15 protein-coding genes are annotated in these 23,168 nt (G+C 71.6%); 6 read left to right on the top strand and 9 right to left on the bottom strand.

Annotated elements, in window-relative coordinates:
• Positions 1 to 34 precede the first annotated feature (34 nt).
• The 3 genes from NR792_RS22190 to NR792_RS22180 all read left to right on the top strand — a co-directional run bounded on the left by NR792_RS22190 (position 35) and on the right by NR792_RS22180 (position 4,321).
• Positions 35 to 1,717, top strand: coding sequence for a hypothetical protein (locus tag NR792_RS22190; protein WP_375754676.1), 1,683 nt, complete (start codon positions 35 to 37; stop codon positions 1,715 to 1,717).
• 1,195 nt (positions 1,718 to 2,912) lie between these two features.
• Positions 2,913 to 3,944, top strand: coding sequence for a hypothetical protein (locus tag NR792_RS22185; protein ID WP_375754675.1), 1,032 nt, complete (start codon positions 2,913 to 2,915; stop codon positions 3,942 to 3,944).
• A gap of 47 nt (positions 3,945 to 3,991) precedes the next feature.
• On the top strand, positions 3,992 to 4,321 hold the full coding sequence (locus NR792_RS22180) for a response regulator transcription factor (protein ID WP_375754674.1): 330 nt from the start codon (positions 3,992 to 3,994) through the stop codon (positions 4,319 to 4,321).
• Here the strand turns inward: NR792_RS22180 and NR792_RS22175 are convergent.
• The 6 genes from NR792_RS22175 to NR792_RS22150 all read right to left on the bottom strand — a co-directional run bounded on the left by NR792_RS22175 (position 4,304) and on the right by NR792_RS22150 (position 12,245).
• The gene (locus NR792_RS22175; RefSeq protein ID WP_375754673.1) at positions 4,304 to 5,284 is read right to left on the bottom strand and encodes a DUF4438 domain-containing protein; all 981 of its coding nucleotides are present in this window, start codon (positions 5,282 to 5,284) and stop codon (positions 4,304 to 4,306) included. The genes NR792_RS22180 and NR792_RS22175 overlap by 18 nt on opposite strands.
• A 16-nt stretch (positions 5,285 to 5,300) precedes the next feature.
• Complete coding sequence (locus NR792_RS22170) at positions 5,301 to 6,398, bottom strand: hypothetical protein (RefSeq protein WP_375754672.1); 1,098 nt, start codon at positions 6,396 to 6,398, stop codon at positions 5,301 to 5,303.
• 59 nt (positions 6,399 to 6,457) lie between these two features.
• On the bottom strand, positions 6,458 to 8,476 hold the full coding sequence (locus tag NR792_RS22165; protein ID WP_375754671.1) for a hypothetical protein: 2,019 nt from the start codon (positions 8,474 to 8,476) through the stop codon (positions 6,458 to 6,460).
• A 21-nt stretch (positions 8,477 to 8,497) separates the two neighbouring features.
• Positions 8,498 to 9,802, bottom strand: coding sequence for a hypothetical protein (locus tag NR792_RS22160; protein ID WP_375754670.1), 1,305 nt, complete (start codon positions 9,800 to 9,802; stop codon positions 8,498 to 8,500).
• Between the two features lie 34 nt (positions 9,803 to 9,836).
• Complete coding sequence (locus tag NR792_RS22155; RefSeq protein WP_375754669.1) at positions 9,837 to 10,922, bottom strand: hypothetical protein; 1,086 nt, start codon at positions 10,920 to 10,922, stop codon at positions 9,837 to 9,839.
• Between the two features lie 138 nt (positions 10,923 to 11,060).
• The gene (locus NR792_RS22150; RefSeq protein WP_375754668.1) at positions 11,061 to 12,245 is read right to left on the bottom strand and encodes a hypothetical protein; all 1,185 of its coding nucleotides are present in this window, start codon (positions 12,243 to 12,245) and stop codon (positions 11,061 to 11,063) included.
• A gap of 113 nt (positions 12,246 to 12,358) precedes the next feature.
• On the opposite strand from NR792_RS22150, the gene NR792_RS22145 reads away from it, so the two are divergent.
• On the top strand, positions 12,359 to 13,159 hold the full coding sequence (locus NR792_RS22145; protein ID WP_375754667.1) for a DNA alkylation repair protein: 801 nt from the start codon (positions 12,359 to 12,361) through the stop codon (positions 13,157 to 13,159).
• Positions 13,160 to 13,228: 69 nt separating this feature from the next.
• Here the strand turns inward: NR792_RS22145 and NR792_RS22140 are convergent, their stop codons facing one another.
• On the bottom strand, positions 13,229 to 14,539 hold the full coding sequence (locus NR792_RS22140; RefSeq protein ID WP_375754666.1) for a hypothetical protein: 1,311 nt from the start codon (positions 14,537 to 14,539) through the stop codon (positions 13,229 to 13,231).
• 134 nt (positions 14,540 to 14,673) lie between these two features.
• Here NR792_RS22140 and NR792_RS22135 point away from each other — a divergent pair, with 134 nt between their 5' ends.
• Positions 14,674 to 15,723, top strand: a complete 1,050-nt coding sequence (locus NR792_RS22135) for a hypothetical protein (RefSeq protein WP_375754665.1) — start codon at positions 14,674 to 14,676, stop codon at positions 15,721 to 15,723.
• A gap of 43 nt (positions 15,724 to 15,766) precedes the next feature.
• Here NR792_RS22135 and NR792_RS22130 read toward each other — a convergent pair whose 3' ends face one another.
• Both NR792_RS22130 and NR792_RS22125 read right to left on the bottom strand, forming a co-directional pair.
• A complete protein-coding gene (locus NR792_RS22130) occupies positions 15,767 to 20,512 on the bottom strand; it encodes a translocation/assembly module TamB domain-containing protein (RefSeq protein ID WP_375754664.1) in 4,746 nt (1,581 codons plus the stop codon).
• Complete coding sequence (locus NR792_RS22125) at positions 20,509 to 22,686, bottom strand: outer membrane protein assembly factor (RefSeq protein WP_375754663.1); 2,178 nt, start codon at positions 22,684 to 22,686, stop codon at positions 20,509 to 20,511. Before NR792_RS22125 ends, NR792_RS22130 begins: the two co-directional genes overlap by 4 nt.
• A gap of 166 nt (positions 22,687 to 22,852) precedes the next feature.
• Between NR792_RS22125 and NR792_RS22120 the strand changes: the two genes are divergently transcribed.
• Complete coding sequence (locus NR792_RS22120; protein ID WP_375754662.1) at positions 22,853 to 23,164, top strand: hypothetical protein; 312 nt, start codon at positions 22,853 to 22,855, stop codon at positions 23,162 to 23,164.
• The last annotated feature ends 4 nt before the right edge of the window (positions 23,165 to 23,168 follow it).

Below are 23,168 nucleotides of genomic sequence, written 5' to 3'. Positions count from 1 at the left end.
AAGCCACCCGGGCTTTCGCGGTATGACGGCGCCGATGACGGAGCCCCGGGCCTTGCGGTGGGGGCTGGGTGTCGTCCTGGGCGTGCTCGCGCTCCAGGCCTCACGCCTCGCACTGCACAAGGCATTCAGCATCGACGAGTTCCAGTACGCCCACGCCGCGTGGCTCATGGCCCACGGACAGGTGCCGTATCGCGACTTCTTCGAGGTGCACTTCCCGCTCGTGTACCAGGTGCTGGCGCCGCTGTTCCGGCTGTTCGGGGATGATCCGCGCAACGTGCTCGCCCTTCGCGCGGCGATGCTCGTGCCGCTCGCGGGGGCGTGTGTCTCCGTGTTCCTCCTCAACCGGAGGGAAGGGCGCATCGCCGCGCTGCTGGCCCCGGTGCTGCTGCTCTGCACGCCCGGCTTCCTGCACTTCGCCACCGAGGTGCGCCCGGATGCGCTCACCGCCGCGCTCTTCCTGGGTGCCCTCGCGGCGTTGGCCGTGCAACCCGGCTCCGTCCGTTCGTCGTTCCTGGCGGGCGCGCTGCTCGTCGCCTCCGCATGGGGTTCCCAGAAAGCGCTCTTCTTCGGCGGGCTCGTCATCGCGGTGCTCCTGGCGGACCTCCTGATGCGCAGGGGCACTCCTCCCACGCTCCTCGCCGCGCCTCGCGCCTTCTTCGGGGGCATCGCGACCGCGACGGCAGCGGTGGCCGCGTACCTCACGGTGACGGGTTCCTGGGGCGCATGGTGGCAGTGGTGCTTCGTCTGGGCTTCCGAGCATCAGCGCCACTACCCGGGCTTCTCGTGGCGCGAGTACGGAGTGCCAGCCCTGGGCGAACAACCCGCGTTCTTCGTCCTCGCCTCCGTCGGGTTCGTCTCCACGTTCGCGCGCTTGCTGAAGCACCCGCGCACCCCCGACCTGCTCCTGTTCGTGGCCGTGCCCGCGACGTTCGGCGCGTTCGCGCTCCAGCGCGCTCCGTTCCCGTACAGCCTGCTGCCCTTCCTGGGCGTGCTCGCGCCCTTCGCCGCGCGCGGCGTCCTGGCCGTGCTCTCCGTGCTGCGCACTCCGGTCTGGCGCACCGTGGGGCTTGCCGGGCTTGGCGGGCTGTTCGCCGTTCAGGCCGCGCGGGTGGAGGCCTCGCTGGACGATGGCGGCAATGCGCGGCAGCTCGAGGTGCTTGCGCGCATCGCGACGCTCACGGGACCGGAGGATGTCGTCTACGACAACTCGGGGGGCTACGTGAGCCGGCCGCATGCCCACTTCTACTTCTACACGGACGCGTATCTGCGCGGCTCGCTCGCGGGCCTGCTGTCCACGGAGATGCCCCGCGCGCTCGTGGAGCAGGGCTGCGTGCTGCGCGTGGACGACCTGCGCACCTCCGGCCTGCCGCTCGCGCTGCGCCGCTTCCTCGACGCGCACTACCAGCCGCATGACGGCGACCTGTACCTGTGGGGCCAGCGCTACCGCGTGCCCATGGACTCCGGTGTCCTGGAGGATCGCTTCCTCGCGGTGCGCGCCGACCGGTACTTCGTCCAGCCCGCGAGCACGCTTGAGGCCGGCGCGCTGTTCATCGATGGCCAGCGCATCACGACGCCCGAGTTCGCCCTGTCCCGGGGCGAGCACCGCGTCCGCTACGAAGGGCGCGCGGAGTCCTTCCAGCTCCTGTGGCTGCCCCGCGACGCGAAGCGATGGACGCCGCGTCCGGGGGCGCCGGCCACGTACTCGCGCCTGTTCTGAGCACACGCCGGGAGCAGGCGAGCCAGCGTGGGGCCCTCCTTCCGGGATGACCGCACTGTCGTCCTGGAGGTCCGCCGTGGCCCCTCCATCCTGAACTCAACCGTGGAGCCCGGCTCCGGGTCGAACTTCCCTGTGCAAGGGCGATTCCTACTGTGCCTGGGCAGGATGGATCGCAGGGGAGGTTGCCGTGGCTGGTGATGAATCGGGGCGGAAGCGGAACCGTGCGCCCATTCCCTCGCAGGGGGTGATGTCGCTCCTGGACCGCTGGGTTTCCGACCTCGAACGGGATGCGCCCTTCTCGAGGGCGGATGCGCCAGAGTCACGTCCGCGCAAGCCGGGTGCCGCTCCGCGCGACGGAGAGGCGCCGCTCATGGAGGCTGGGCCTGACGCTCGCCCGGTTCGGGAGCAGATGCGTCTGCGTCGTCCGGGCTCCGACCCTTTCGCCGGACCGGACTCCCGTGAACGGACGCCGCGACACGACCGTTCCATCCCTGCGCGCGCGGCCAGGGAGGAGGGGCGACCTCCGCGTCCAGGCGTGAGGCCCGATGCTGAGCCGAAGCCGCGCGCGGCGCACGACCTCGGGGCGGATCCATTCGGCGAAGAAGCGCTCCACCTCCCCGGCGCAGCCGAACGCGCAACCCATGAGACGAACCGTCCTTCCCGTACCGGTGCGGATCCGTTCCGGGAACCCAGGGCGGCGTCTGTTCGCATGTCCCGCCGAGAAGGCCGCCCCTCGCGCTCCGGAGCGGATCCGTTCCGGGAGCCCAGGGCGGGGTCTGTTCGTGCATCCCGTAGAGAAGGCCGCCCCTCGCGCTCTGGCGCGGACCCATTCATGGAGCCCGAGGCTGCATCGGTTGGCGCGTCCCGCCGAGAAGGCCGTCCCTCGCGCTCTGGCGCGGACCCATTCATGGAGCCCGAGGCCGCATCCGTTCGCGCGTCCCGTAGAGAAGGTCGCCCCTCGCGCTCGGGCACGGATCCGTTCAGGGAGTCCGAGGCTGCATCCGATCGCGCGTCCAGTAGAGAAGGCCGCCCCTCGCGCTCCGGCTTGGATCCGTTCATGGAGCCCGAGGCCGCATCCGTTCGCGCGTCCCGTAGAGAAGGTCGCCCCTCGCGCTCGGGCGCGGGCCCGTTCAGGAAGCCCGAAGCTGCATCCGTTCGTGCGTCCCGTGAAGAAGGCCGCCCCTCGCGCTCTGGCGTGGACCCATTCAAGGAGCCAGAGCAGTCGGCCCGTGGGCCGAACCATTCACGCTCCGGCGCGGATCCGTTCCGCGAGCCAGGGCTTGCATCCGCTCACCCGTCCCGTGAGGAGGGCTTCGACCTCCGCGCCGGAGCCGACTTCTTCACCGAACCACAGCCTCGCGACACGGAAGCCCAGGCCTCACCGTTCCGCGCGGCCCGGGAGGAAATCCTCCTCCAGGGGCCCGTGGTCATCTTCCCGGATGGCGCGAGGATCGTCCTCGGCAACGAGGGCGGCAGGCCCATCCATCGCGGCACCGTCGCGGTGCGCGGCCCGTGCTCGCCTTCGCGTGAGGACCTCGTGAAGCTCGGCCTGACGGAGGCCCAGGCCCGCGCGTTGGAGTTCGTCCTCACCTGGTTCGGAAGCCCGTTCGACTCCGTCACCACCGAGCCCCAGTCCGGCGGCGAACCCCACTGGGGCGCCTGGCCCCTGTCGGGGCCCACGCTCATCACCGCGCTCGCGCACTGGAAGCAGCAGGAGCCCGAAGCGTTCGAAGCGCGGCTGGGACGGCTGGGCCTGGAGGCCACCCCGGCGCAGCCGCCCGAACCCGCGTCGCTGCGCTTCCTGGGCTCCAGGAACGCGGCCCGCGGCGAAGGACGGGACGCCCTGTCCCTGTTCACGGAGGACCCCCGGCTGCTCGCGGCGCTCGCCCAGGCCGGGCGGGAGCGCGGCGCTCAGCTGGCGCAGCTGGAGACCCTCGTCACGCACGTGCTCCGCCCCGTGCTGGCCTCCTGCGTCCAGGACGCGCCCGCGGACAGCGCCTTCTCCTCGGCTCGCGCGCTGGCGCTGCTCTTCCTCGCGGAGCTGCGCCTCGGCCATCGGGGCGTCACGCGGCTCGTGACGCTCGCGCGCGACCGGCCGGAGTCAGCCGTCGCAGGGGAGCACGCGGGCGAACGCCTCGCGGAGGACCTGCGCTCCACCGGACGCTCGCGCGAGGCCTCCGAGCTCTGGCGCGTCCTCACCTCTCCCGAGCTCGCGGACCCCGCCTAGCGCACGCCATGCGGACGCCTCTTCCACCCGGGAGCCATGTCCTGCTCGTGGTTCCCGACCCCGGCGCGCGGAACCACGTCCTGGCCGGAGAGCTCATCATCAACGGGCAGCGCTACCACCTGGTGCCCGCGGAGCCCTCCGCGAACGCCATGGCGGAGCCCGCGTCCGACGTGCGGCTGCTCACGTCACGCGAGCTGCAGGTCGTCTCCTGCGTCCGCGCGGGCTGGAGCAACAAGCAGATCGCCACGAAGCTCCACATCAGCACGTGGACCGTGGCGGCCCACCTGCGGCGCATCTTCGTCAAGCTGGGCGTGGACACCCGCGCGGCCATGGTGTCGCGCTGCCTGGAGGCCGTGGCCCTACCACCGCCCCCCTGAGGGCCCGCGCGCCGGCGGCGCCACGCTCTGGCGCAGGCCCAGCACGAGCGCCACGTTGGCCTGGGGCCGCCGCACCAGCCGGACGCACTCCCCCGGCGCGATGAGCAGCGGCGTCATCCCGGGCCCATGCCCCGCCACCTTGCTGTCCGAGTGCACCACCACCCCCACCGTGATGACCCCCGGCCGCCGCGAGGGCCCGAAGCGATAGTCCAGCGGACACACCGCCACCAGGTCCCCCAGCCGCAGCGCGTTCAGCCGGTGCCTGCGCACCAGCCGCGCATCCGACAGCTGGATGTCCAGGTCCCCCAGCACGCCCTCCGAGCGCCCGAACCCCGAACCCATCAGCTCCGCCGGCACCGTGTGCGTCACGGGGATGATGAGCCGCCCCGCTTCCGTCCGCACGCCCCAGCGCCGCAGCAGCCGGGGCGACAGGTTCAGCGCGCGCACCTGGGGGAAGTCCGGCAGCTCCAGCCCCTGGCCGTACGCATCCAGTTGGATGCGGTCCCCGATGCGCATGCGGCGCTTCACGGCGGGCGGGAAGTCCACGATGACGTGGTTGATGCCGCCGTGCTTGCCCACCACCGTGCCCACGGCGCCCGTGACAGGGCCGCTCGTCACGCGCGCGCGGTTGCCCACGCACGCCTGGAACATCAGCGCCCGGTTGGAGCCCCCGCGCGCGCCGATGTCGTCGCGCCCGGGGTTGTGGATGGACACCCCCGCCTCCATGTGGTCCGCCGCCAGCCCCACCGCGCGGTCGCCCACGCGCCGGTTGAGCACGATGCCGCCACTGCCCGGCAGCAGCCGCAGCACCCCGTCCCGGCCAATGCGGTAGGGCGACACGCGCACGACGGGATGGGACACCTGGCCCGCCACCGCCGCGGCCACCAGCCGCGACTCATTGGTGCGCGGCGCCGAGGCGGCCCCCATGCCCGCCTCCATCAGGGGATGCAGCGGGAGGTCCATGCCGTGCCTCCTTTCCTCAGCGCAGCGCGGGCGCGGGACTGGTGACACCCAGCGTCGAGCGCAGGGTGGGCGCCACGCCCCGGAACGCGCGGCCGTCCGGCGTCATCCGGTACGCGGCGATCCACTCCTCGGCCACCGGGCCCAGCGGCATGACCTCCGTCTGGAAGTCCTTGAAGTCGCGCGTCTTGAACGGGTTGTCCGCGATGAAGTTGAGCAGCAGGCGCCCCGCGTCCGCCATCTTCGAGCGCTGGGAGATATCCCCCGTGCCGCCCAGGTAGCGCTGCGACACCACCTCGATGACGTCCCACTTGGTGTTCGCGTCGAAGGCCTTCTTGATGTCCGGCGTCTCCAGCGCGTCGAGGATGGTCTTGAGGTACTCGCCCACCTCCACCGTGAGCGCCAGGATGTTGCCGTAGGTGGCGCGGTCGATCTGCCAGCGGATGTCCGTGCCCAAGCGCTGGATGGTGGCCTGGCTCGCGAAGGGCCGCTCGTTCAGGTGCTGCGAGCCGCGGATGACCTCACCGATGAGCAGGTCGCGGAAGTACTGCGCGATGGCGGACACGAAGGCGACGAACTCGCGGTGGAAGTTGCGGAACATCACCGCGCCCGGCGGCGTCGCCAGGCTCCCGTAGTTGAACGCGCGCCGGTACGCGAGCTGCCGGTCGCGCGGCTTGTAGCGCAGGGGCTGGTGCTTCTCCATGAGGTACAGCGCCCGCGCGCCGGGACCCCGCTGGATGCGCATGCGCCCGTCGTGGAAGAGGCGCAAGAGCGCGCCCGCCACCTGGAACACCTTCATGCGTTCATGCTGGTAGATGTAATAGAGCTCCGCGGTCGCGTGGAGCTGCGTCTCGATGACGGACTCGTCGAAGTCCTGGACGAGCAACGGCCGGCTGATGGAGTCGAAGGAGGGCGCTCCGTCCTTGCCCAACCCCATCAGGTCCGAGAAGAGCGACGCCGTCGCGCCGTTGGAGGCGCTGGCGAGCAGCTCCTCCTCCCGGAGCGCCAGCTGCTTCTGCAGCTCCGTGCGCTGCTCATCCGACGTGACGTTGGCGAGGACTTCCCGCTTCCACTGCGAGAAGAGACGCTGAAGGGCTTCTGCCGTACCGATGCTCATGGCATGCCACCTGGGTCAATGACGTTGAGGGAAAGGGTTTCAGGCCTTCGCGCGCACACTCAGGACTTGCGCGGGTGGCGGACGTGGCGGCGCGTGTGGCCTCCCGCCTTGGGATAGCCGTTCACCGGCGTGGGCGGGCCATCCGAGCCGTGGCGCTCCTTGCCGGCGATGATGTGCTCCACGGCCTTGAGCTGCTCCGAGAACGCCTGCTTCAGCTGCCGGCCCAGCTCCTGCGCCTGGTCGTCCAGCTGCTGCTTCACGTCCGTCATGATGCGCGCGCGGCTCTCCTCGATGCGCGAGGCCACGTCGTCCATGCTGGGGGCGGTGGCCTGCATGGCGGAGTCCGACACGCCCGAGGGCGAAGAGGGCGGCGGAGGCGGCGGGGCCTCGGGTCCGGGGCCGCGCGGAGGCTTCGCCCGGGTCCCGGGGTTGAAGCCCGGCTCCAGGTTCTTCTCGATGCGGTCCAGCGAGACGCGGATCGGCGGGGGCACCGTGAAGGGCTCGCCGGTGTTGCAGTGCCCGCCCTCCGGGAAGCCGTACTTGTGGTTGCGGTCGTCTTCAATCTCCTCCGCCTGGCCCGGCGCGTCCTGGGTGAGGGTCTTCGCCAGCTCCAGCGAGTCCTCCTCCAGGCCGCACTGCTCGCGCAGGAACGCGGGGTTCACGTTGAAGACGTCCACGTTCTGGTCCAGCTGCTCCAGCATCTCCGCGTGGAAGTCCACGCGGTTGCCGCCCGGCACCGGGGCCTCGTCGTAGTCCAGGAGGAACAGGTCGATGATCCGGTCGATGTGGTAGAGCTTGCGGTCCAGCCGGGCCAGCTCCTTCCAGAACTCGACCGACGTGGACGGGTCCATCAGCAGGTCCTCGATGAGCTCCTGGACGTCATTGCGCTCCCGGAACTTGTCGTTCAGCTCCTGCTCCTTGCCCGTCTGGTCCCGGAAGGTCAGCGGGGCGGGGAGCACCAGGTTGAGCAGCCTCGCCCCGGCGTTGGGCCGGTCGAACGCGTCGATGAAGAGCGTGAGCGCCTCCACGAAGGCGGCCAGGGGCGCGGAGGCTCCCTGGACCTTCGCGTTCAGCGCGACGCCCCGGCTGCCGGAGCCGGAGAAGCCGGTGGTGGAGGTGTCCAGCAGGGTGCCGGCCACGTCCCGCAGGCGCCGCAGCTGGATGAGCTCCACGGGCACCGCGGACGCGATGCCCCGCATGTCCTCCGACTGCTGCCGGGGCGCGTGGTTCAGCAGCACGTCCAGGAGCCGGGACATGGCATCCGGCCGGACGATGGAGCGCAGGTCCGACTGCCCCCGGGCGCGCAGCTGCTCCAGCAGCTTGCCGTAGGACGCCTGGCCGTCGCCCCAGTCGTCATAGCCTTCCTGGATGGAGGTGGAGGTGAGCTGCTCCAGGGAGTTGATGAGCGCCTCGCGGCGCTGGCGCAGGTCCTGGAGCGCGACCTGGAACACCGTGCCGCCCTTGTCGAAGCCCGCGCGGAAGAGGGACTCGCCCGCGAGGATGCGCAGGAGCATGGCCGTCTCGTCGATGGTCGCCGCCAGCCGGCCGAACTCCGGGCTCACCGTGGGGTTGAGCATGGCCACCAGGCGCGCCACGCGCGCGTTGTCCCCCAGCTTGCGCACGGAATAGAAGGCGCGGTCGCGCGACACGGGGTCCACCGCCAGGTTCGCCGCGGCCTCGCCCTCGTCCAGCTCCGCGACGATGGAGTCGCGCCAGCCGCACACCGGCGCCTTGAAGTCGCGGTTGGCGGCCAGGTTCGCCGCGATGTCCAGGTCGTCCACCAGCGCCTTGCGCTCCTGGCGGAACCTGCGCTGGCCCGGCGAGTCCATCGTGCCGGTCATCAGGCCCAGGGCCGGCTCGGGCGTGACCTGGACGCGGATGGGCTGGCCCCGGCTCTCGTCGTCCAGGCGCGCGGCCGCGGTCGGGTAGAGCTTGCGCAGCGCGTACACCACCGCCTTGGGGTCACGCGCGTCGGACACCCCCAGTTGACGGCGCAGGAACTCGTCGAACTTCGTCTTCGCGCTCGAGGCCAGCTCCATGGATGTCGCGGGGCTCTTGCCCTTCATGTTCTCGTACATCGTCCCTCCCTTGAGGTCCTGTCATGCGGCCAGGGTGACGCCCACGCCCGGCATCCGCGCGTTCCGCGAGCCAAGCCTCACCAGATGATTGAGCACCGTCCGAGAGATGCGCTCGGGCGGGGCCAGCCTCCGTTCGAGCGCCTCGCGGCTGGCGCTCACCACGTAGCGCGGGGGCAGTCCCGGCGGGATGTGCCCCCGCGCCAGGGACTCCGCGGCCTGCTCGATGCGCTCCTGATCCGACGGCCAGAAGGGCACCACGTCCACCAGCGCGCGCTGCGCCAGGCCCCGGCGGGGCTGGAAGGCAATCTCATCCACCACGTGGGGGATGAGCCTCCGCGCCGTGCACAGCAGCAGCCTCGGGATGCGGGCGAAGGGCAGCTGCGCGCGGTACAGCCGGTTCCAGTTGTCGTAGGCGTCCCGGGCCTGGCGCGGGAAGCCCATGCGCCGGAGCATCTCCGCCTGGATGAACACCCGCAGGAACGGCGTGGGGTGGGCGCTGAGCGGATGGAACGTCAGCACCCGCGACGGCGGGTACGCGAGGAAGTCCTTCATCGAGTGCACCGACGCGGGGCCCCCGAGCAGGCACGCCATGAGGTCCGCGAAGATCTCCTTGTGCCAGCGGCCCCACAGGCGCGTGAGCCACGGGTTGCCGGTGACGTGCAGCACCCGCCGCTGGAGCGCGGCCTCCGTCTCCTGCCAGATGCCCAGGTCCGCCTGCAGGTTGTGGCCGATTTCATGGAGGATGACCCCCATGCCCCACGGCGCCTCCACGCGCTCATAGGGCACGCGGATGAGCGGGAAGGGGTTGCGCTCCCCGAGCAGCCGGCGGAGCAGCACGCCGCGCCGGAAGGTGGCCGGGGAGAAGCCGTGCTCCAGGTAGGTGAGCGGCTTGAGCATGGGCCCGTGCAGGAGCCCCGGCGCGGCCTGCCGCACGGCCTGGAAGCAGTCCACCGCGATGGCGTCGCAGGCCGCCAGGGCCGGCGCGAACCGCGTGCCGCGCTGGCTGAAGACGTCGAAGAAGAGGCCGTAGGCGCGGCGGGCGCGGTCGATCTCGCGCTCCAGCAGCGCGTTGCGCTCCAGCACCTCGTGGGGACGGGGCGGGGCGTCGCGCAGCCGACCGTTCAGCCGGTCCAGGGCGCGGCGCACGTCGCGGTCGATTTCGCCCAGCCGGGCGTTGGCCGCCGCGAAGTGCGCGGTGGAGGGGGCATAGGGGACGTCCCGCGGCCGGATGCCCACGTCCTGCGGCGTGAGGCGCGACAGCCGCCCCGCCCGGAACGTGATGCTCTGGACCTTGGCCCGCAGGAACTGCTGAAGCGCGTCCGCCATTGCCCGCCTCCCCCTTCCGTTCACGCCACCCGGCTCACCTCACGACGATTCGCACCGGCCCCCGCAGGGTGACGGTCCGCATCCGGCGCATGCCGAGGCCTCCCATCATGGGGTTCACCCGGCCGCGGACACCGGGCCGGCGCAGGCCCGCGCGCGCCCGCAGCTGCCGCACGCCGGCGAGCGGCCGGGCCAGGCGGCGCACCACGCGGGGGCTGGAGATGACGCGCCCGCCGATGCGGCGGAGCATGCGCGGCACCGCCTGGGGGCTCGCGCCCTGCTGGCGCACCAGCCGCGTGACCTGACGCACCACGCGCGTCACCGCCGGCAGCGCCCGCGCGCCGTAGCGCGAGGTGATGCGCGAGGCGAGCTGCGACGTCATCTGGCCCACCGCCCGCCCCAGCGCCCGGGCCTGCTGGGGCTGCTGCCGGCGGCGCGCGGGAGACATCGTGTTGCGGACCACGTGCCGCGCCGCGAGCCCGCCCAGCACGCGGTTGAAGGCGTCCAGGTCCTCGTCGCTGGCGTAGTCCCCGGCGGCGTCCGCGAAGGCGTCCATGGCGTCCGCGCGGAGCAGCCCCCCGAGGGTGCGGCCAATCTCCTGGCCCGCGATGCCGCCCAGGCGGGGCGCGGCCTGGCGGATGAGCCGCATGGCGATGGGCATGGCCCGGCGGCGGATGCGCTGGAAGGTGGGCCCGGCCACGGTGGCCAGCCGGCGCGCGCCGGCCCTCAGGCGGCGGAGGAACTCCTCCTCGTCCTGGGCGTCCATCGCGTCGGCGAAGGTGTCATCCAGGGCGGTGGGACTGTCCAGCTCGAAGCCTTCGCCCTCGAAGCCCTCCTCCATGGGGGTGGGAGTCTCCTCGAAGCCCTCGGCCTCGAAGCCCTCCTCCATGGTGGTGGGGTTCTCCTCGAAGCCCTCGCCCTCGAAGCCCTCCTCCATCCCCTCGGCCTCGAAGCCCTCGCCCTCGAAGGGGTCCTCCATGGTGGTGGGGTTCTCCTCGAAGCCCTCCTCCATGCCCTCGGCCTCGAAGCCTTCGCCCTCGAAGCCCTCCTCGCCCTCTGCCAACAGGTCGGACATCTCATCGCCCTGGCCCGAAAACTCCTCTTCGAAAGGCTGCGGTTGCATGGGTACTCCTCCTTGTCCTGAAGACTTCATGAGTGGATGGACCCGGGCGCGGCGGACGCTCACCGCCGGAGGCGTCGTGAGCGGGCAGGCCCAGGCACGGCGAACGCTTGCTGCCAGGGACGTCGTGACGGGATGGGGCTAGGCGCGGCGCACGGCCGCGACACTGACGGCGGAGACGGGGATGCGGCGCATCACCTGCCGCCGTGCCTGCACCCGCTGCGCGGCCACGCGCGCCGGGACGACCCCCATCGCGGGCGACCGCACCGCTCGCGCGAGCACCCGCTGTCCCGCGCCCTGCACCACCGCGGGCAGGACCCCGATGGCGCCGCTGGGGCCGCGCAGGCGCAGGTTCCTCGCGGCCAGCCGGGCGATGGCGCGCATCAGCCGCAGCCGCCGGCCCGCGGTGCCGGGCACCCGCTGGGCGGCGCGGATCAGCTGCTGCTCCACGCCGCGGGTGCGCGAGCGCAGCACGCCCTGGGCGGCGGCGCCGAGCGTGTTGCTCATGGGCACCGCCTGCCGGGTCACCACGCGCGCCGCGAGCCCCGCGCCCAGCGGCAGGGCCACGGCGGCCGGCACCTGCCGCGCGTCCGCCATGTCCGCCAGCGCGTCCAGCGACGCGTCGTCGTCCGCGCCGTCGCCACGGAGGATGGAGGACGCGATCCGTCCGCCCACGCCGGGAATCAGGCCGCCCACCGCCCCCGCGAGCGCCCCGCGCAGCCCCTGTCCCCGCATCAACCCCCGCGCCGCGCCGATGCCCGCCGCGACGACCCGCCCCCACGGCCCCGCGAGCCCCGCCACGCGCTGGACCACCGGCAGCGCGCGAGCGAGCAGCGGCCCCGCGCGGCGCAGCGCCGCGGCCCCCAGCTGTCCCACCCGCCGCACGCCCCGAGCGACCCCGCGCGCGGCGGTCCGCACGCGCCGGGCGACGCGGCGGAGGAACGCCTCGGCGTCGTCCGCGTCCATCGACTCCAGGACGAAGGGGTTGAGCGTCCGCGCGAGCGCCACGGCGGCCGGGCCGGACACGAGGCGTTGGGCGGTGGTCGGCAGGTACAGACCGCTGGCCAGGTCCTGCTCGAACGCGTCGAAGCCGTCCTCCTCCAGGAAGGCGTCCTCCGCCTCGGCCTCGGCGAACAGCTCCGCGAAGCCGTCGTCCTCGAAGCCCTCCGCCTCGAAGGGGTCCGCCTCGAAGCCTTCCGCCTCGAAGGCCTCCACGTCGCTGAACGCGTCCGCCAGGTCCTCCAACTCCTGGAGGGCATCCGCGCCCTCCCACGCGTCCATGGCGTCGAGGGACTCCACATCGGACATGTACTCAGCGCTGGTCATCGCTTCCCCCTCGCATCGCGAGACATCCACCCTTCACGGGGCCCAAGTTGGAGGAGGCACACGGGGAGTGGCAGTCACTCGTTTGAGCTAGTGATGGCAGAATCCCGCGCGCCATGACCCTGGAAGAGACGATGCGGGAGCTGGAGCGGCTGGGCACGGAGCAGACGCGGAAGACCTATCTGCGGCACGGTGCGCCACCGCCGCTGTCCGGTGTGAACTTCGGTCCGTTGACGGTGTTGAAGAAGCGGCTCGGCACGGACACCGGGCTTGCCCGGGCGCTCTGGGCGTCGGGCCATGCGGAGGCGCGGTTCCTGGCGACGATGGTGGTGGACGCGCCCGCGATGCCCTGGAAGGAGCTGGACGCCTGGGCGAAGGGGCTGGACTGGCACACGCTCACGGACGTCTTCGTGACGAACGTGGTGCAGCGCTCACCGCACGCGGCGAAGGCGCTGACGTGGACGCAGTCGAAGTCCGAGTGGGTGGGGCGCGCGGGCTGGCAGAGCCTCGCCGTGCTGCTCACGAAGACAGCGGTGCTCGAGGACGAGGACCTGCTGCCGTGGGTGAAGCGCATCGAAGCGGAGCTGCCGGGCGCGAAGAACCGCGTCCGCGAGGCGATGAACAGCGCGCTCATCGCGCTGGGCGCCACCGGGGGCGCGCTCCAGACCGCCGCGCTCGCGACGGCGAAGCGGCTGGGCAAGGTGGAGGTGGATCACGGCGACACGGCCTGCGAGACGCCGGATGCCGCCCGATACATCCAGAAGATCCAGGCCCGGAAGCAGGCCCGGGCTCCGGCGAAGGCGGGCTCCGCGGCGTCACCGCCGAAGCAGAAGCCCGCCGCCGCGAAGAAGCCCGCCGCGAAGAAGGCCGCCGCGAAGAAGGCCGTTGCCCCCTCGCGCACGCGGCCTCGCGCCTGACCTCCTCGCGGGATCGGCAAGGCCCGCGCGTCCGGCTCTCAGCCCGGGCGCGCGGCACCCCTCAACGACTCAGGGCTTCACGCACGCGGCCTGGCCGCCCGCGTCCTTGTACGCCTTCACGCGCTTCACCAGGTTGCCGCCGTCCGTCTCCGGCGTGGTCTGCTCGTAGTTGCCCGCGCCGAAGAGCATGCCCACGCCGCCCGCGGCGGCCACTTCCCCCGGGTGGGTGAGGAAGTAGTCCACGCGGTTGTCGCGCCACTTCTTGTCGGTGTTGGGCAGGCCCATGTGGCCCACCGGCAGCTGCCACCACAGGTGCGGCTTGTTGAGCCGCGTGGAGACGGCCTTCGCCCAGGTGAAGGCCTGGTGGAAGTGCGGCAGCTTGCGGTTCTCCGGATCCCACCAGACCGCGCTGCCCCTCACCTCCTGGTACCAGCCCGCGTCCCGGTCGGACGCCTCCACCGTGACGAAGTCCGTGGAGCCCGCGCCCACGGACAAGAGGAAGTCCGCCACCTTGTTCGCCTCGCCCGCCACGTCGAAGGACGCGTCCGTGTTGCCGGACACGTCCGTCTTCGTCGCCCACGCGCTCGCGTGCAGGCCCACCTTCGCGTTGGGCGCGTACTTGCGCACCATGGCGATCATGCACTTGCCCAGGCCGGCCGCGTTGTTCTCCTGGCTGCCGCAGTCCGTGGGGTTCGCCGCCTTCACCGCCACCGGCGTGGACTGCGCCTTGCCGTCCTGGGGGAAGAATTGGAGGTAGGCCCACATGTCCGGTTCAATCTGGAGCAGCACCTTCTCCTGGCCCACCTGCTTGAGCAGGAAGCGCCAGTCCGCGAGGTAGCGCCCCAGGAACGCGGCGTCGTTGAGCGCCTTCAGCTGCTCCTCGCCCTCCGTGTAGCCGCTGGCCTGGAACGCCTCGTAGTACGTGATGAAGGGGAGCTGCCCGTTCGCCTGCGCGGACTTGATGAAGTCACGCACGTAGGCACCGGGCGGGTCCTGGTCGTACTGCCAGCAGCCCCACCACGCGCAGGCGCCGTTGACGCACGACGTGCCGCCGGAGGTGCACCCGGACGTGCACGACTGGCACGCGTCCTTCGAATCGAAGAGGCCCGCCGCGATGTAGAGGTAGCGCACGTCGAAGGGCGCCGCCTTCGCGGTGGCGTCCTCCATCTGCGCGCCCACCAGCAGCGTGTTCTTCCCCAGCGTGGTGAGGAACTGCGCGCCCAGGCACTCCGAGCCGTCACCCGGCGTCACCCCGGGCCCATCCGTGCCCGGTCCGGGCTCCTCACCCGGGTCACTCGAATCCGAACAGCCCGCCACGGCCAGCAGGCCCGCGGCGAGGAACGGCCAACACTTCCGACGAAACAGGGCAGGGGTCCGCATGATGTCCAAAACTCTACTCCGGCCCCGTCCCCGCATGCCTCCGGTCCCCGAGAGGTTGTTCTCGCATTCCAAGGAAGTCTTGAGTCACGCTCGCCCCACCGGCGACCGGCCGGCCTTCCCCCGAGGTGTGCGAGATGAAGCTCCGATTGTGCGTGCTGTTGGTACCCGCGCTGCTGGCGGCCAGCTGTGGTCCCCTGGATGAAACTCCCACCGAGCCCGTGATTGACGAGCTGACCGGGCAGGTGCTCCAGGAGGCGACGACGAAGTACGACATGCACCGCCTGCTGGAAAACTCGGACGTCACGGGCGGCACGGGCATCACGCCGGCGCAGGTGCAGGCGTTCCTCCAGCAGCAGGGCTCGTACCTGGCGGGCTACACGGACCCGGCCTACGGCAAGACGGCGGCGACGCTCATCGTGGAGCGCTCGCGTGCGTCCAACATCAGCCCGCTCTACATGCTGGCGCGCATCCAGGGCGAGTCCAGCCTCATCCAGAGCGGCACGTCCACGAACCTGAGCAAGGCCACGGGCTGTGGCTGTCCGGACACCAGCGGGTGTGACGCGCAATACGTGGGCTTCGGCAAGCAGGTGGAGTGCGCCGCGAAGAAGATGCGCGGCTACCTCACCGACCTGGAGGCGGGCCGCGCCACCATCTCTGGCTGGAAGACGGGAGTGACGAAGTCCACGTCCGACCCGTGCTCGGTGAAGCCGGCGAACCACGCCACCGCGGCGCTCTACACGTACACGCCCTGGGTGGGCGCGTACGCCATCCAGTGCGGCCGCACCACGGTGGGCGGCTCGTCGCTGATGGCGTCCATCTACAACCGCTACAAGACGGCCTACCCGTGGACGCTCACCACGGCGGAGGGCTGCTACTCCGGCACGGTGGACGCCACGGTGCCGGAAGGCTCGTGCGTGCAGAGCTCGTCGGACGCGCTGTGGCGCCAGTGTTCGCAGGGCGTGTTCATTGGCGGCACCACCGCGAAGCCGTCCAACTGCAACGTGTCCTTCCCGTACTGCGTCTCCACGCGCCTGGGCCGCGGCGTGCCCACGCGCACCTGCGTGCAGGCGAGCAGCACCGTCTGGCAGCAGTGCGGAGCGGAAGGGGTGTGGCGGGACGCGCCGGGCGCGGGCACCACGGGCGTGGGGCCCGTGGGCACCTGCTACGCGTCGTACGCGCTGTAGCCGTCACCTGCGCCGCCCGGATGGGACACCCGCGTCCGGGCGGTCAGTATTCCTTGGACCAGATGAGGTCCAGGCCGCCGGAGCGCGCGTCGCCGTACATGCCCTCCAGGCTCCAGCGCGGGCTGAAGAGGTACTGGAAGCGCACGGCGTTGGCGTTCTCCCCCTTCTGGAGGTTGGCGCCCACGCGGCCGGTGTAGCCCACGTAGATCTTGTCCGTCACGTACGTGCCCACCTCCAGCTTGGTGCCGGCGATGCCGCTGTCGCCCGCCTCGATGGAGAGCACGTCCAGGGGCAGCTTCGCGGCGATGGCCTTGCGCGCCTCGTTGGCGACGAACGAGCCCACCACCGAGGCGGCCTGCGCGCCCGCGTTCATGGACGCGCCGGAGCCGCGCTCCAGCGTGCGGCGGCCGGTGGCGAGCAGCGTATAGATTTCCGACTCCGGCAGGGCCGGCTCGCTCGTGGTCTTCAGCGTCACCTCCTTGCCCTGGCCTCGCACGGTGACGAAGACGGTGACGTTCGCGTTGTCGTTGCGGTGCTCGGCGGTGACGTTGATGTACGGCATCATCACCGGGCCGGTGAAGCGCACCTGGCTGTCGCGCTGCACGTCGAAGCGGCGGCCCAGCACGTCCACGCGGCCCAGCAGCACCATCACCTCGCCGAACATGCGCGCCTCGTTGGCGTACTCGACGCGGAAGCCCTCGGACAGGCCCAGCTGCACGTTGAGGTCCGTGCCGCGCACCCAGAGGTTGCGGGGCGCGTTGATGTTCACCCAGAACTGGCGCTGCGGCGCCTCCTCCTCCTCGCCGTCCTCCGCCAGGGCCTCGGCCTCCGCCTGGGACGTGGGCCCGCCCGCGTTGCCGCTGCCTCCCACGGTGGACTCCGGGTTGCCGGGCATGCCGGGCGAGTCCGGGGCGTTGCGCGGGTTCTGCGCCTTCTGCGACGTGGCCACCTGCGTGGGCGCCTGCTCCTTCTTCTTGCGCTTGTCCACGGGCACGCCGTTGCGGACCATCACCACGTCCGCGGGGCGCTCCAGCGGCTGCAGGTCCTTGCGCTTGGCCTCCGGCAGCTCGACGTGCGCCTCCGGGATGGACAGGTCGCTGATGTTCACCAGCCGTTCGCTGAGGCTGCCCTTCATGGACAGGTTCAGCGAGAGCAGGGCCATCAGCTGGTCCTCCACCACGATGGGCAGGTTCTTGGTGCGGCCCTTGCCCTCCAGGACGAACTCGCCGCTCTTGCCCTGGCGGTTCGCGGTGGCCGTCAGCTCCAGCGTGCCGTTGCCGGACCTCGCGGTGAGCTGCTTGAGCTCGATGCGCTTCTCCGACGCGTTCAGCGCCAGCTGGATGTCGTTGTACTCGCCGTAGCCCATCAGCCCCAGCTTGCCGTTCTTCCACGCCAGGTCGCCCTTGAAGGTGGGCGCGCCCACGGTGCCGCCCAGGTTCGCGTCCGCCTGCATGAGGCCGCCCAGCGAGCGCACGTACGGGGAGATGCCGGAGAGGAACGTCGGGTCGAAGCGGCGCGCGCGCAGCGACACCTCCACCGGCGCCCGGTCCACCTTCTTCGCCGGCCCCTGCGCGGCCTGGAACGCGGGCAGCGACAGGTCCAGCTCCATCGTGCCGCCCAGGAGCAGCGACCCGCCGCCGGGAGCGGTGAGCATCGCGTCGAAGAGGGACTTCGCCTGCGAGTAGGAGTAGTGCAGCCGCGCCTGCCCCAGCGCCGTCTGCGCGACGCCCAGGCCCTGCATGCCCGCGTTCAGCTCCAGCTCCGGGGCCTCCGGCGTGCCGCGCGCGACCAGCTCCATGGACAGCACGCCCTGCGGCCCGCGGTTGCCCTGCCCGGGCTGCCGCACCGCCATGCCGGGCAGCTCACTCAAGGGCACGGGCCCCACGCGCCCCTTCATGCGGAAGGGCACGCGGGCAATGACCTCGCGGTCCTGGAGCGCGGCCAGCGGCGCCAGCACGCGCGCCTCCAGCGTGGCGAGCGGCCCGTCGGGGCGCCGCACGTCCAGCGTCAGTTTCACGTCCTCGTTGCCCGCCAGCGCCAGCGCGGTGCCGTTGAGGGGCGGCAGGCCGTTGGCGGTGACGCCCTGGGCCTGCATCTCCACGCGGCCCAGCGGCGCGAGCGCGGAGCCGTTCACGTCCGCCTTCAGCGTCACCGTGCCGTCCGGCTTGTCCACGCCCTCGGCGCCCTGGAGCAGCTTCAGCGGCAGCTCCGCCACCAGCGCCTCCAGGTGCAGCGGCGCCTCCAGCGCCTGCGCGGGCGTGGGCGGCTTCGCGATGACGCCGCCCAGCGTGAAGGGCGTCTTCAGCGCGACGTAGGCCTGGGGGGCAACCCCCTTCACGTCCAGCCGCGCGCCCAGCGTGGCGTCGTTCGCGTCGGAGTTCGCGTGCAGCTCGAAGCCCAGCGCCTGCGCGAAGAGGGCCTCCGGCCGGCCGGGATAGCGCAGGTCCGCGCCCACCACCTTCAGGTCCAGGCGCGGGTCCTTCGCGGAGCCGTTCACCACCAGCTTGCCGGTAATCTGGCCCGTGGGGCCGGGCGGCTGGGCCGCGAGCTTCAGCGTCTCCGCGACGTCCAGCTTCTCCAGGTTCACCGTCAGGGACAGGGGCTCGTTGCGGCGGCGCAGCACGCCCTGCACGGGCACGTCGAACTCCGAGGACACGCGCGCCGCGTTCAGCTCCGCGCCCAGCGTGCCGGTGGCGCGGTCCTTCACGTACCGCGCCTTCAGCTGGAGCCCCAGCCCCTCGTAGCCGCGCGCCCTGCCGCCCGCCAGGGTGAGGTCCACGTCCGCGTCCGGCCGCGCCATGCGCCCCTTCGCCGCGACGTGGCCGGACAGCGTGCCGCCCAGGCCCAGGTCCTCCGGCACCGCGATGCGAGGCAGCTTGGACAAGTCAAACGCGCCCAGGTCGATGCGCGCGTCCACGCGCTCGCCGTCCTTCACCGCGGCGATCTTCAAGGTCTGCGGCCCCGACGCGAGCGCCAGCGGCGGCTCCAGCGCGATGCGCCCGCCCCCGAAGCCCAGGTGCGTGGGCTGCTGGAGCGTCCAGGTGGCCTCCGGCCAGGACAGCGAGAAGGCGCGCATGGCCAGCCCCTCGTTGTCCGCGTCCACCGTGCCCTCCACGCCCAGCGCGAGCTGCGCGTCGCCGTCCACGCGCACGCTCGCCTTCAGCTCGCGGTTCTCGTCGGTGGTGAGCGCCAGGGACAGGTCGCGGAAGGTCTTGCCCGCGGTCTTCAGCTGGCTCACCAGCACGGTGGCGTCGGTGGTGAGCGGGCGGGTGACGTCCGGCACGCTCGCCTTGAGCGTCAGGTCCGTGATGGCGATGTCGCCGTAGTTGAGCGCGACGAAGTTGCCGTCCGCCTTCACGCCCGGCGAGCGCGGCGGCCCCTGCACCAGGAGCTCCAGCGAGCCGCTGCCGGACATGGGCGGCACGGTGCCGCCGGGCAGCAGCTTGTTGAGCGCCTGGGACAGCAGCTTCAGGTCGCCCGCGGACAGGCTGCCGCGCGCCTCCAGCGCCTTCGCGGTGCCTTCCCCCGACGCGATGAAGGCCGCGCCCGGCATCATCACGCGCAGGTTGGCCACGTTGTAGCGGCCGTCCTTGGCGCTGGCCTTCAGCTCGATGGGGCCCACCGACTGGCCCCGGTACTCCGAAGGGGACACCGTGAGGGCCACGTCGCCGTCCAGCGTCTCCACGCTGTCGCCGCCGCCGTGCGCGACGAGGTCCGCGGCGATGTTGGTGGGGATGCCCCCCTCCATCAGCTCCGCCAGGTTGACCCCGCGCGCCTTCACGGTGGTCTCCGTGGTGCGGTACGTCTTGAGGTTCACGTCGCCCGTCAGGTCCAGCGTGGCCTTGCCCGCGGACGCGCCCAGCCGGGCCTTCGCGAGGTCGCCGTCCATGGACGCGGTGCCCTTTGCCTCAATGGGCACCACCAGCGGGTACGCGGGCACGAAGGCCTTCACCGGCTCGGGCGGCACCCGCAGGCGGCGCAGCTCCACGGCGGCGGCCGTCTCACCGGACTGCCTGGCGCCCAGATCCGCCTCGATGCCCGCCAGCGCCAGCTGCGCGTCCACCTGGCGCACCACGTCCTTGCCCTGGCCCTTGAGCACCAGGCGCACCGGGCCCGTGAGCGGACGGGTGAGGCCGCCCGTGGCCTGCAGGTCCGCGGCGAAGTCCATGTCGGCGAGCCCGTAGTGGCCCTCGCCCTTCGCGCCGAGCTCCTCCAGGCGCACCTGGCGCTCGCCGCCGTCCGGCAGCTCCTGCTGGAAGTCCACGTAGCCGTGGCTGAGCTCGAAGTCCTTGAGGTGGATGCGCAGGGCGCTCTTGCCCTGGGTGGGCGGCTCCTCCGGCTTGGGCTCCCGGGGCTCCAGCGCGCGCATGAGGTTGAGGCCGCGCTCGTCCTGCACCAGGTACAGGCGGGGCGTCTCGATGCGCACCTTCGTCAGGTCCACCTTCTGCCCCAGCAGCGGCGTCAGGTGGAGCCGCGCCTCCACGCGGGCCACCTCCGCCGCCAGGTCTCCCTCCGGCGTGTAGAGCTTGATGCCGGTGAGGACCGCGCCGTTCAGGTCCAGGTCGAAGCCGCCCAGCTCCAGCCGGCCGGCGAGCTGCTTGTTCGCCAGGTCGACGCCAAGGCGCGCGAGGCGGGCGGAGCCGGCCGGACTGGTGGCGTACACGAGCGCGCCCACCACCAAGAGGACGATGAGCCCGAGCAAACCAAGCAGGCCCCAGAGGATCCGCCGTCCCCAGCGCTTGCGCCGGTGGGGCGGGGCGGTGGGGGCGGGGGTCGTGGGGTCGCTCAAAACGCCTCTCCGATGGAGATATGGATCGCGCAGAGCCCTTCCGGGGCACCCGCGAACGCTGCATCAGCGGACGTCGAGGCCTTGTCGAACTTGCGTCCGAAGCCCAGGCATCCACCAGAGGACGGATAGATGTATCCGGGATCGCTGACGGGCAATCCCCGCCCGATGTTCAAGCGCCGCGCGATGTCCAGTCGGATGGGGCCCACCACCGTGAGGTAGCGCAGGCCGGCGCCCAGGGCGTGGTAGTGCTCGGGACCGAACAGCTTGGGGGCGTTCTTGCCAAACAGCGCCTCCGTGCCCACGAGGCCGGAGTCGTAGAAGATGGCCACCATCAGGCTGTCCGTGAGCATGTAGCGCAGCTCCACGGAGGTCTCGAAGAGGCTGTTGCCGCCCACGGGCACGGTGTCCCAGGAATCCAGGATGGGGTTGCCGTTCGCGTCCAGCAGGACGTTGCCGTCGTCGTCCTTCTTGTAGGTGGGGGCGAGCGGCGTCATGGGCGACAGCCGCTGGCCGTTGAAGCCGCGCATCGCGGTGGCACCGCCGGAGAAGAAGCGGGTGACGATGGAGCTCTGGCCTCCGCCCGCCGGGTTCAGCGTGCCCGCGCGCAGCTTCACCGCGAGCGTCAGGTCCTTCTTGTCTCCAAGGGAGTGGTAGTAGCGCAGGTCCGGCAGCAGCCGGACGTAGTGGTACTGCCCGAAGAAGGGACCGCCGCCCTTCTGGATGGAGAAGCCCACGTAGTAGCCGTCGCGCGGCTCGGTGCGGTCATCGCGCCGGTCCCAGGCGAACGCCACCTCCAGGAAGCTCAGCGCCTGGTCGCATTTGCCGTCCTCGGTCGTGTTTTCGCAGCCGAGGGTGATGGGCGGGACGCCCTCTTCCAGGCTCACCTGGCCCGTCAGCCGGTAGAGCTGCAGGTTGTACGAGGGGAAGACGGAGAAGGACGGGTGAGGCGTCCAGATGACGCCCGTCTTGAGGTATCCGCCGTAGAACGAATAGGCCTGCTGGAGCCCCTTCTCCGCGGTGACGGAGGCCTGCAGGGCCACGTCGCGGAAGAGGAAGCGCGGCTGCTCGAACTCCGTGGTGAAGGTGAAGACGGGGTCGTCATCGGAGCCCTCGTCGTCGCGGAGGCTCGCCAGCACGTTGGGGATGAAGGCGTAGCCCAGGCGTCCGCGCAGCGTGAGCCGGCGCAGGCCGCCGCGGAAGTTGCGGTTGCTCCACTCGCCCAGGATGCGGCCTTCCTGCCGCGCGGCGTCCACGCCGATACCGCCGCCCAGCCTGAGCGAGTGGAAGGGCGACTCGCGCACGTCCACCACCACCGGCACCGTGGCGTTCTGCCGGTCCGGCGCGCCCCGGTTCACCTTCACCGCGCCGAAGACGCCCATGCGGAAGACGCGCGCCTGGGCCTCCGCCAGCGCCGCCTCGCTGAAGTACGCGCCCTTGGTCACGGCGCCCTGCGCCTGTTCGATGATGCGGCGGGGCGGCACCTGCGGGTTCGCGTCCGTGGCGATGAAGATGTTGCCGAAGCGGTAGCGCAGGCCCGGGGCAATCTGCAGGTCCACCACGGCCTTCTGCGTGGCCACGTCCACGCGCACCTCGCCGCCGACCTCCGCCTCCGCGTACCCCAGGTCCTTGAGCCGCTGGAGCACCAGCTCCTTGGTGGTGGTCCACGTGTCCTCGCGGAACACGTCCCCGGGCTTCATCGGCAGCTCTTCCAGGATGCGCTCGCGCTCCCGCTGCGTCGGCTGGCCCTCGCCCTGGCTCAGCGACTCCAGGCCGTGCGGCTCAATGCGGTCGATGATGGTGGGCGCGCCCTCGTTGACCACCACCTTGAGGCGCACGGCCTTGTCGCCGTCGGGGATGACCTCGTTGGACTCCACCTGCGCCTGGTAGAAGCCCTCCGCCTGGTAGAAGCGCTCGATGCGGCGCAGGTCCGCCTGCCACGCGTTGGTGTCGAAGTAGTGCGCCTTGCCGAAGGGCCAGAACGCGTACCAGGGGGTGGAGGACGTGAGGATGCGGTCCTTGATGTCCCCCTCGTCCACCTGCTTCGTCCCCTGGATGTCCAGGGACTTCACCTTCGGCCCGGTGGGCTGATTGGAGGTGGTGGCGCACGCCGTCAACAGCACGGCCAGCGCGAGGGGCACGGCGAAGCGGAATCGGAGGAGTCGGACGTCGGCCACGCCAGGTTTCTTACCGGAAGGCCAGCCCCTGACGCGTTTCGCAATGTTTCTTTGTGGGGCGAGTGTCGCATTCCACGACCTCGGGGGCGGGGGCAGTGTCCTCCACCCCCCGGGCACCGCCGTGGCGCGTGCAACCGGGCCCGGGGTGCGTCAGATTCGGGTCCCTATGGTCCGGCGAATCGCGATGTTGCTGTCGGCCACGCTGGTGCTCGCCACCGGCTGCGGCGTGAACGAAGACGAGGTGGTCCAGCTCAAGGAGGGCGAGAACCTCTCCGACACGCCCTACTGCGGCTCGATCGGGTGCGCGGATCCGTTCCGCTTCTGCGCGGAGCTGTTCCTGGAGTTCGGCCGCTCGCCGCCCCTGTGCGTCGTGGAGAACATCTGCGACCGGCTGGAGTGCGCGAAGGAGGGCCGCCGCTGCGCCGTGTTCGACGGCTTCCCCGGCCAGGTGAAGTGCATCGAGGGCAACGGCGACTGACGCG

Source organism: Corallococcus exercitus (assembly GCF_042231735.1).
Lineage (GTDB): Bacteria > Myxococcota > Myxococcia > Myxococcales > Myxococcaceae > Corallococcus > Corallococcus exercitus_B.
Note: the sequence above shows the minus strand (reverse complement) of the source record. Positions and strands in the feature narration are given on the sequence as shown.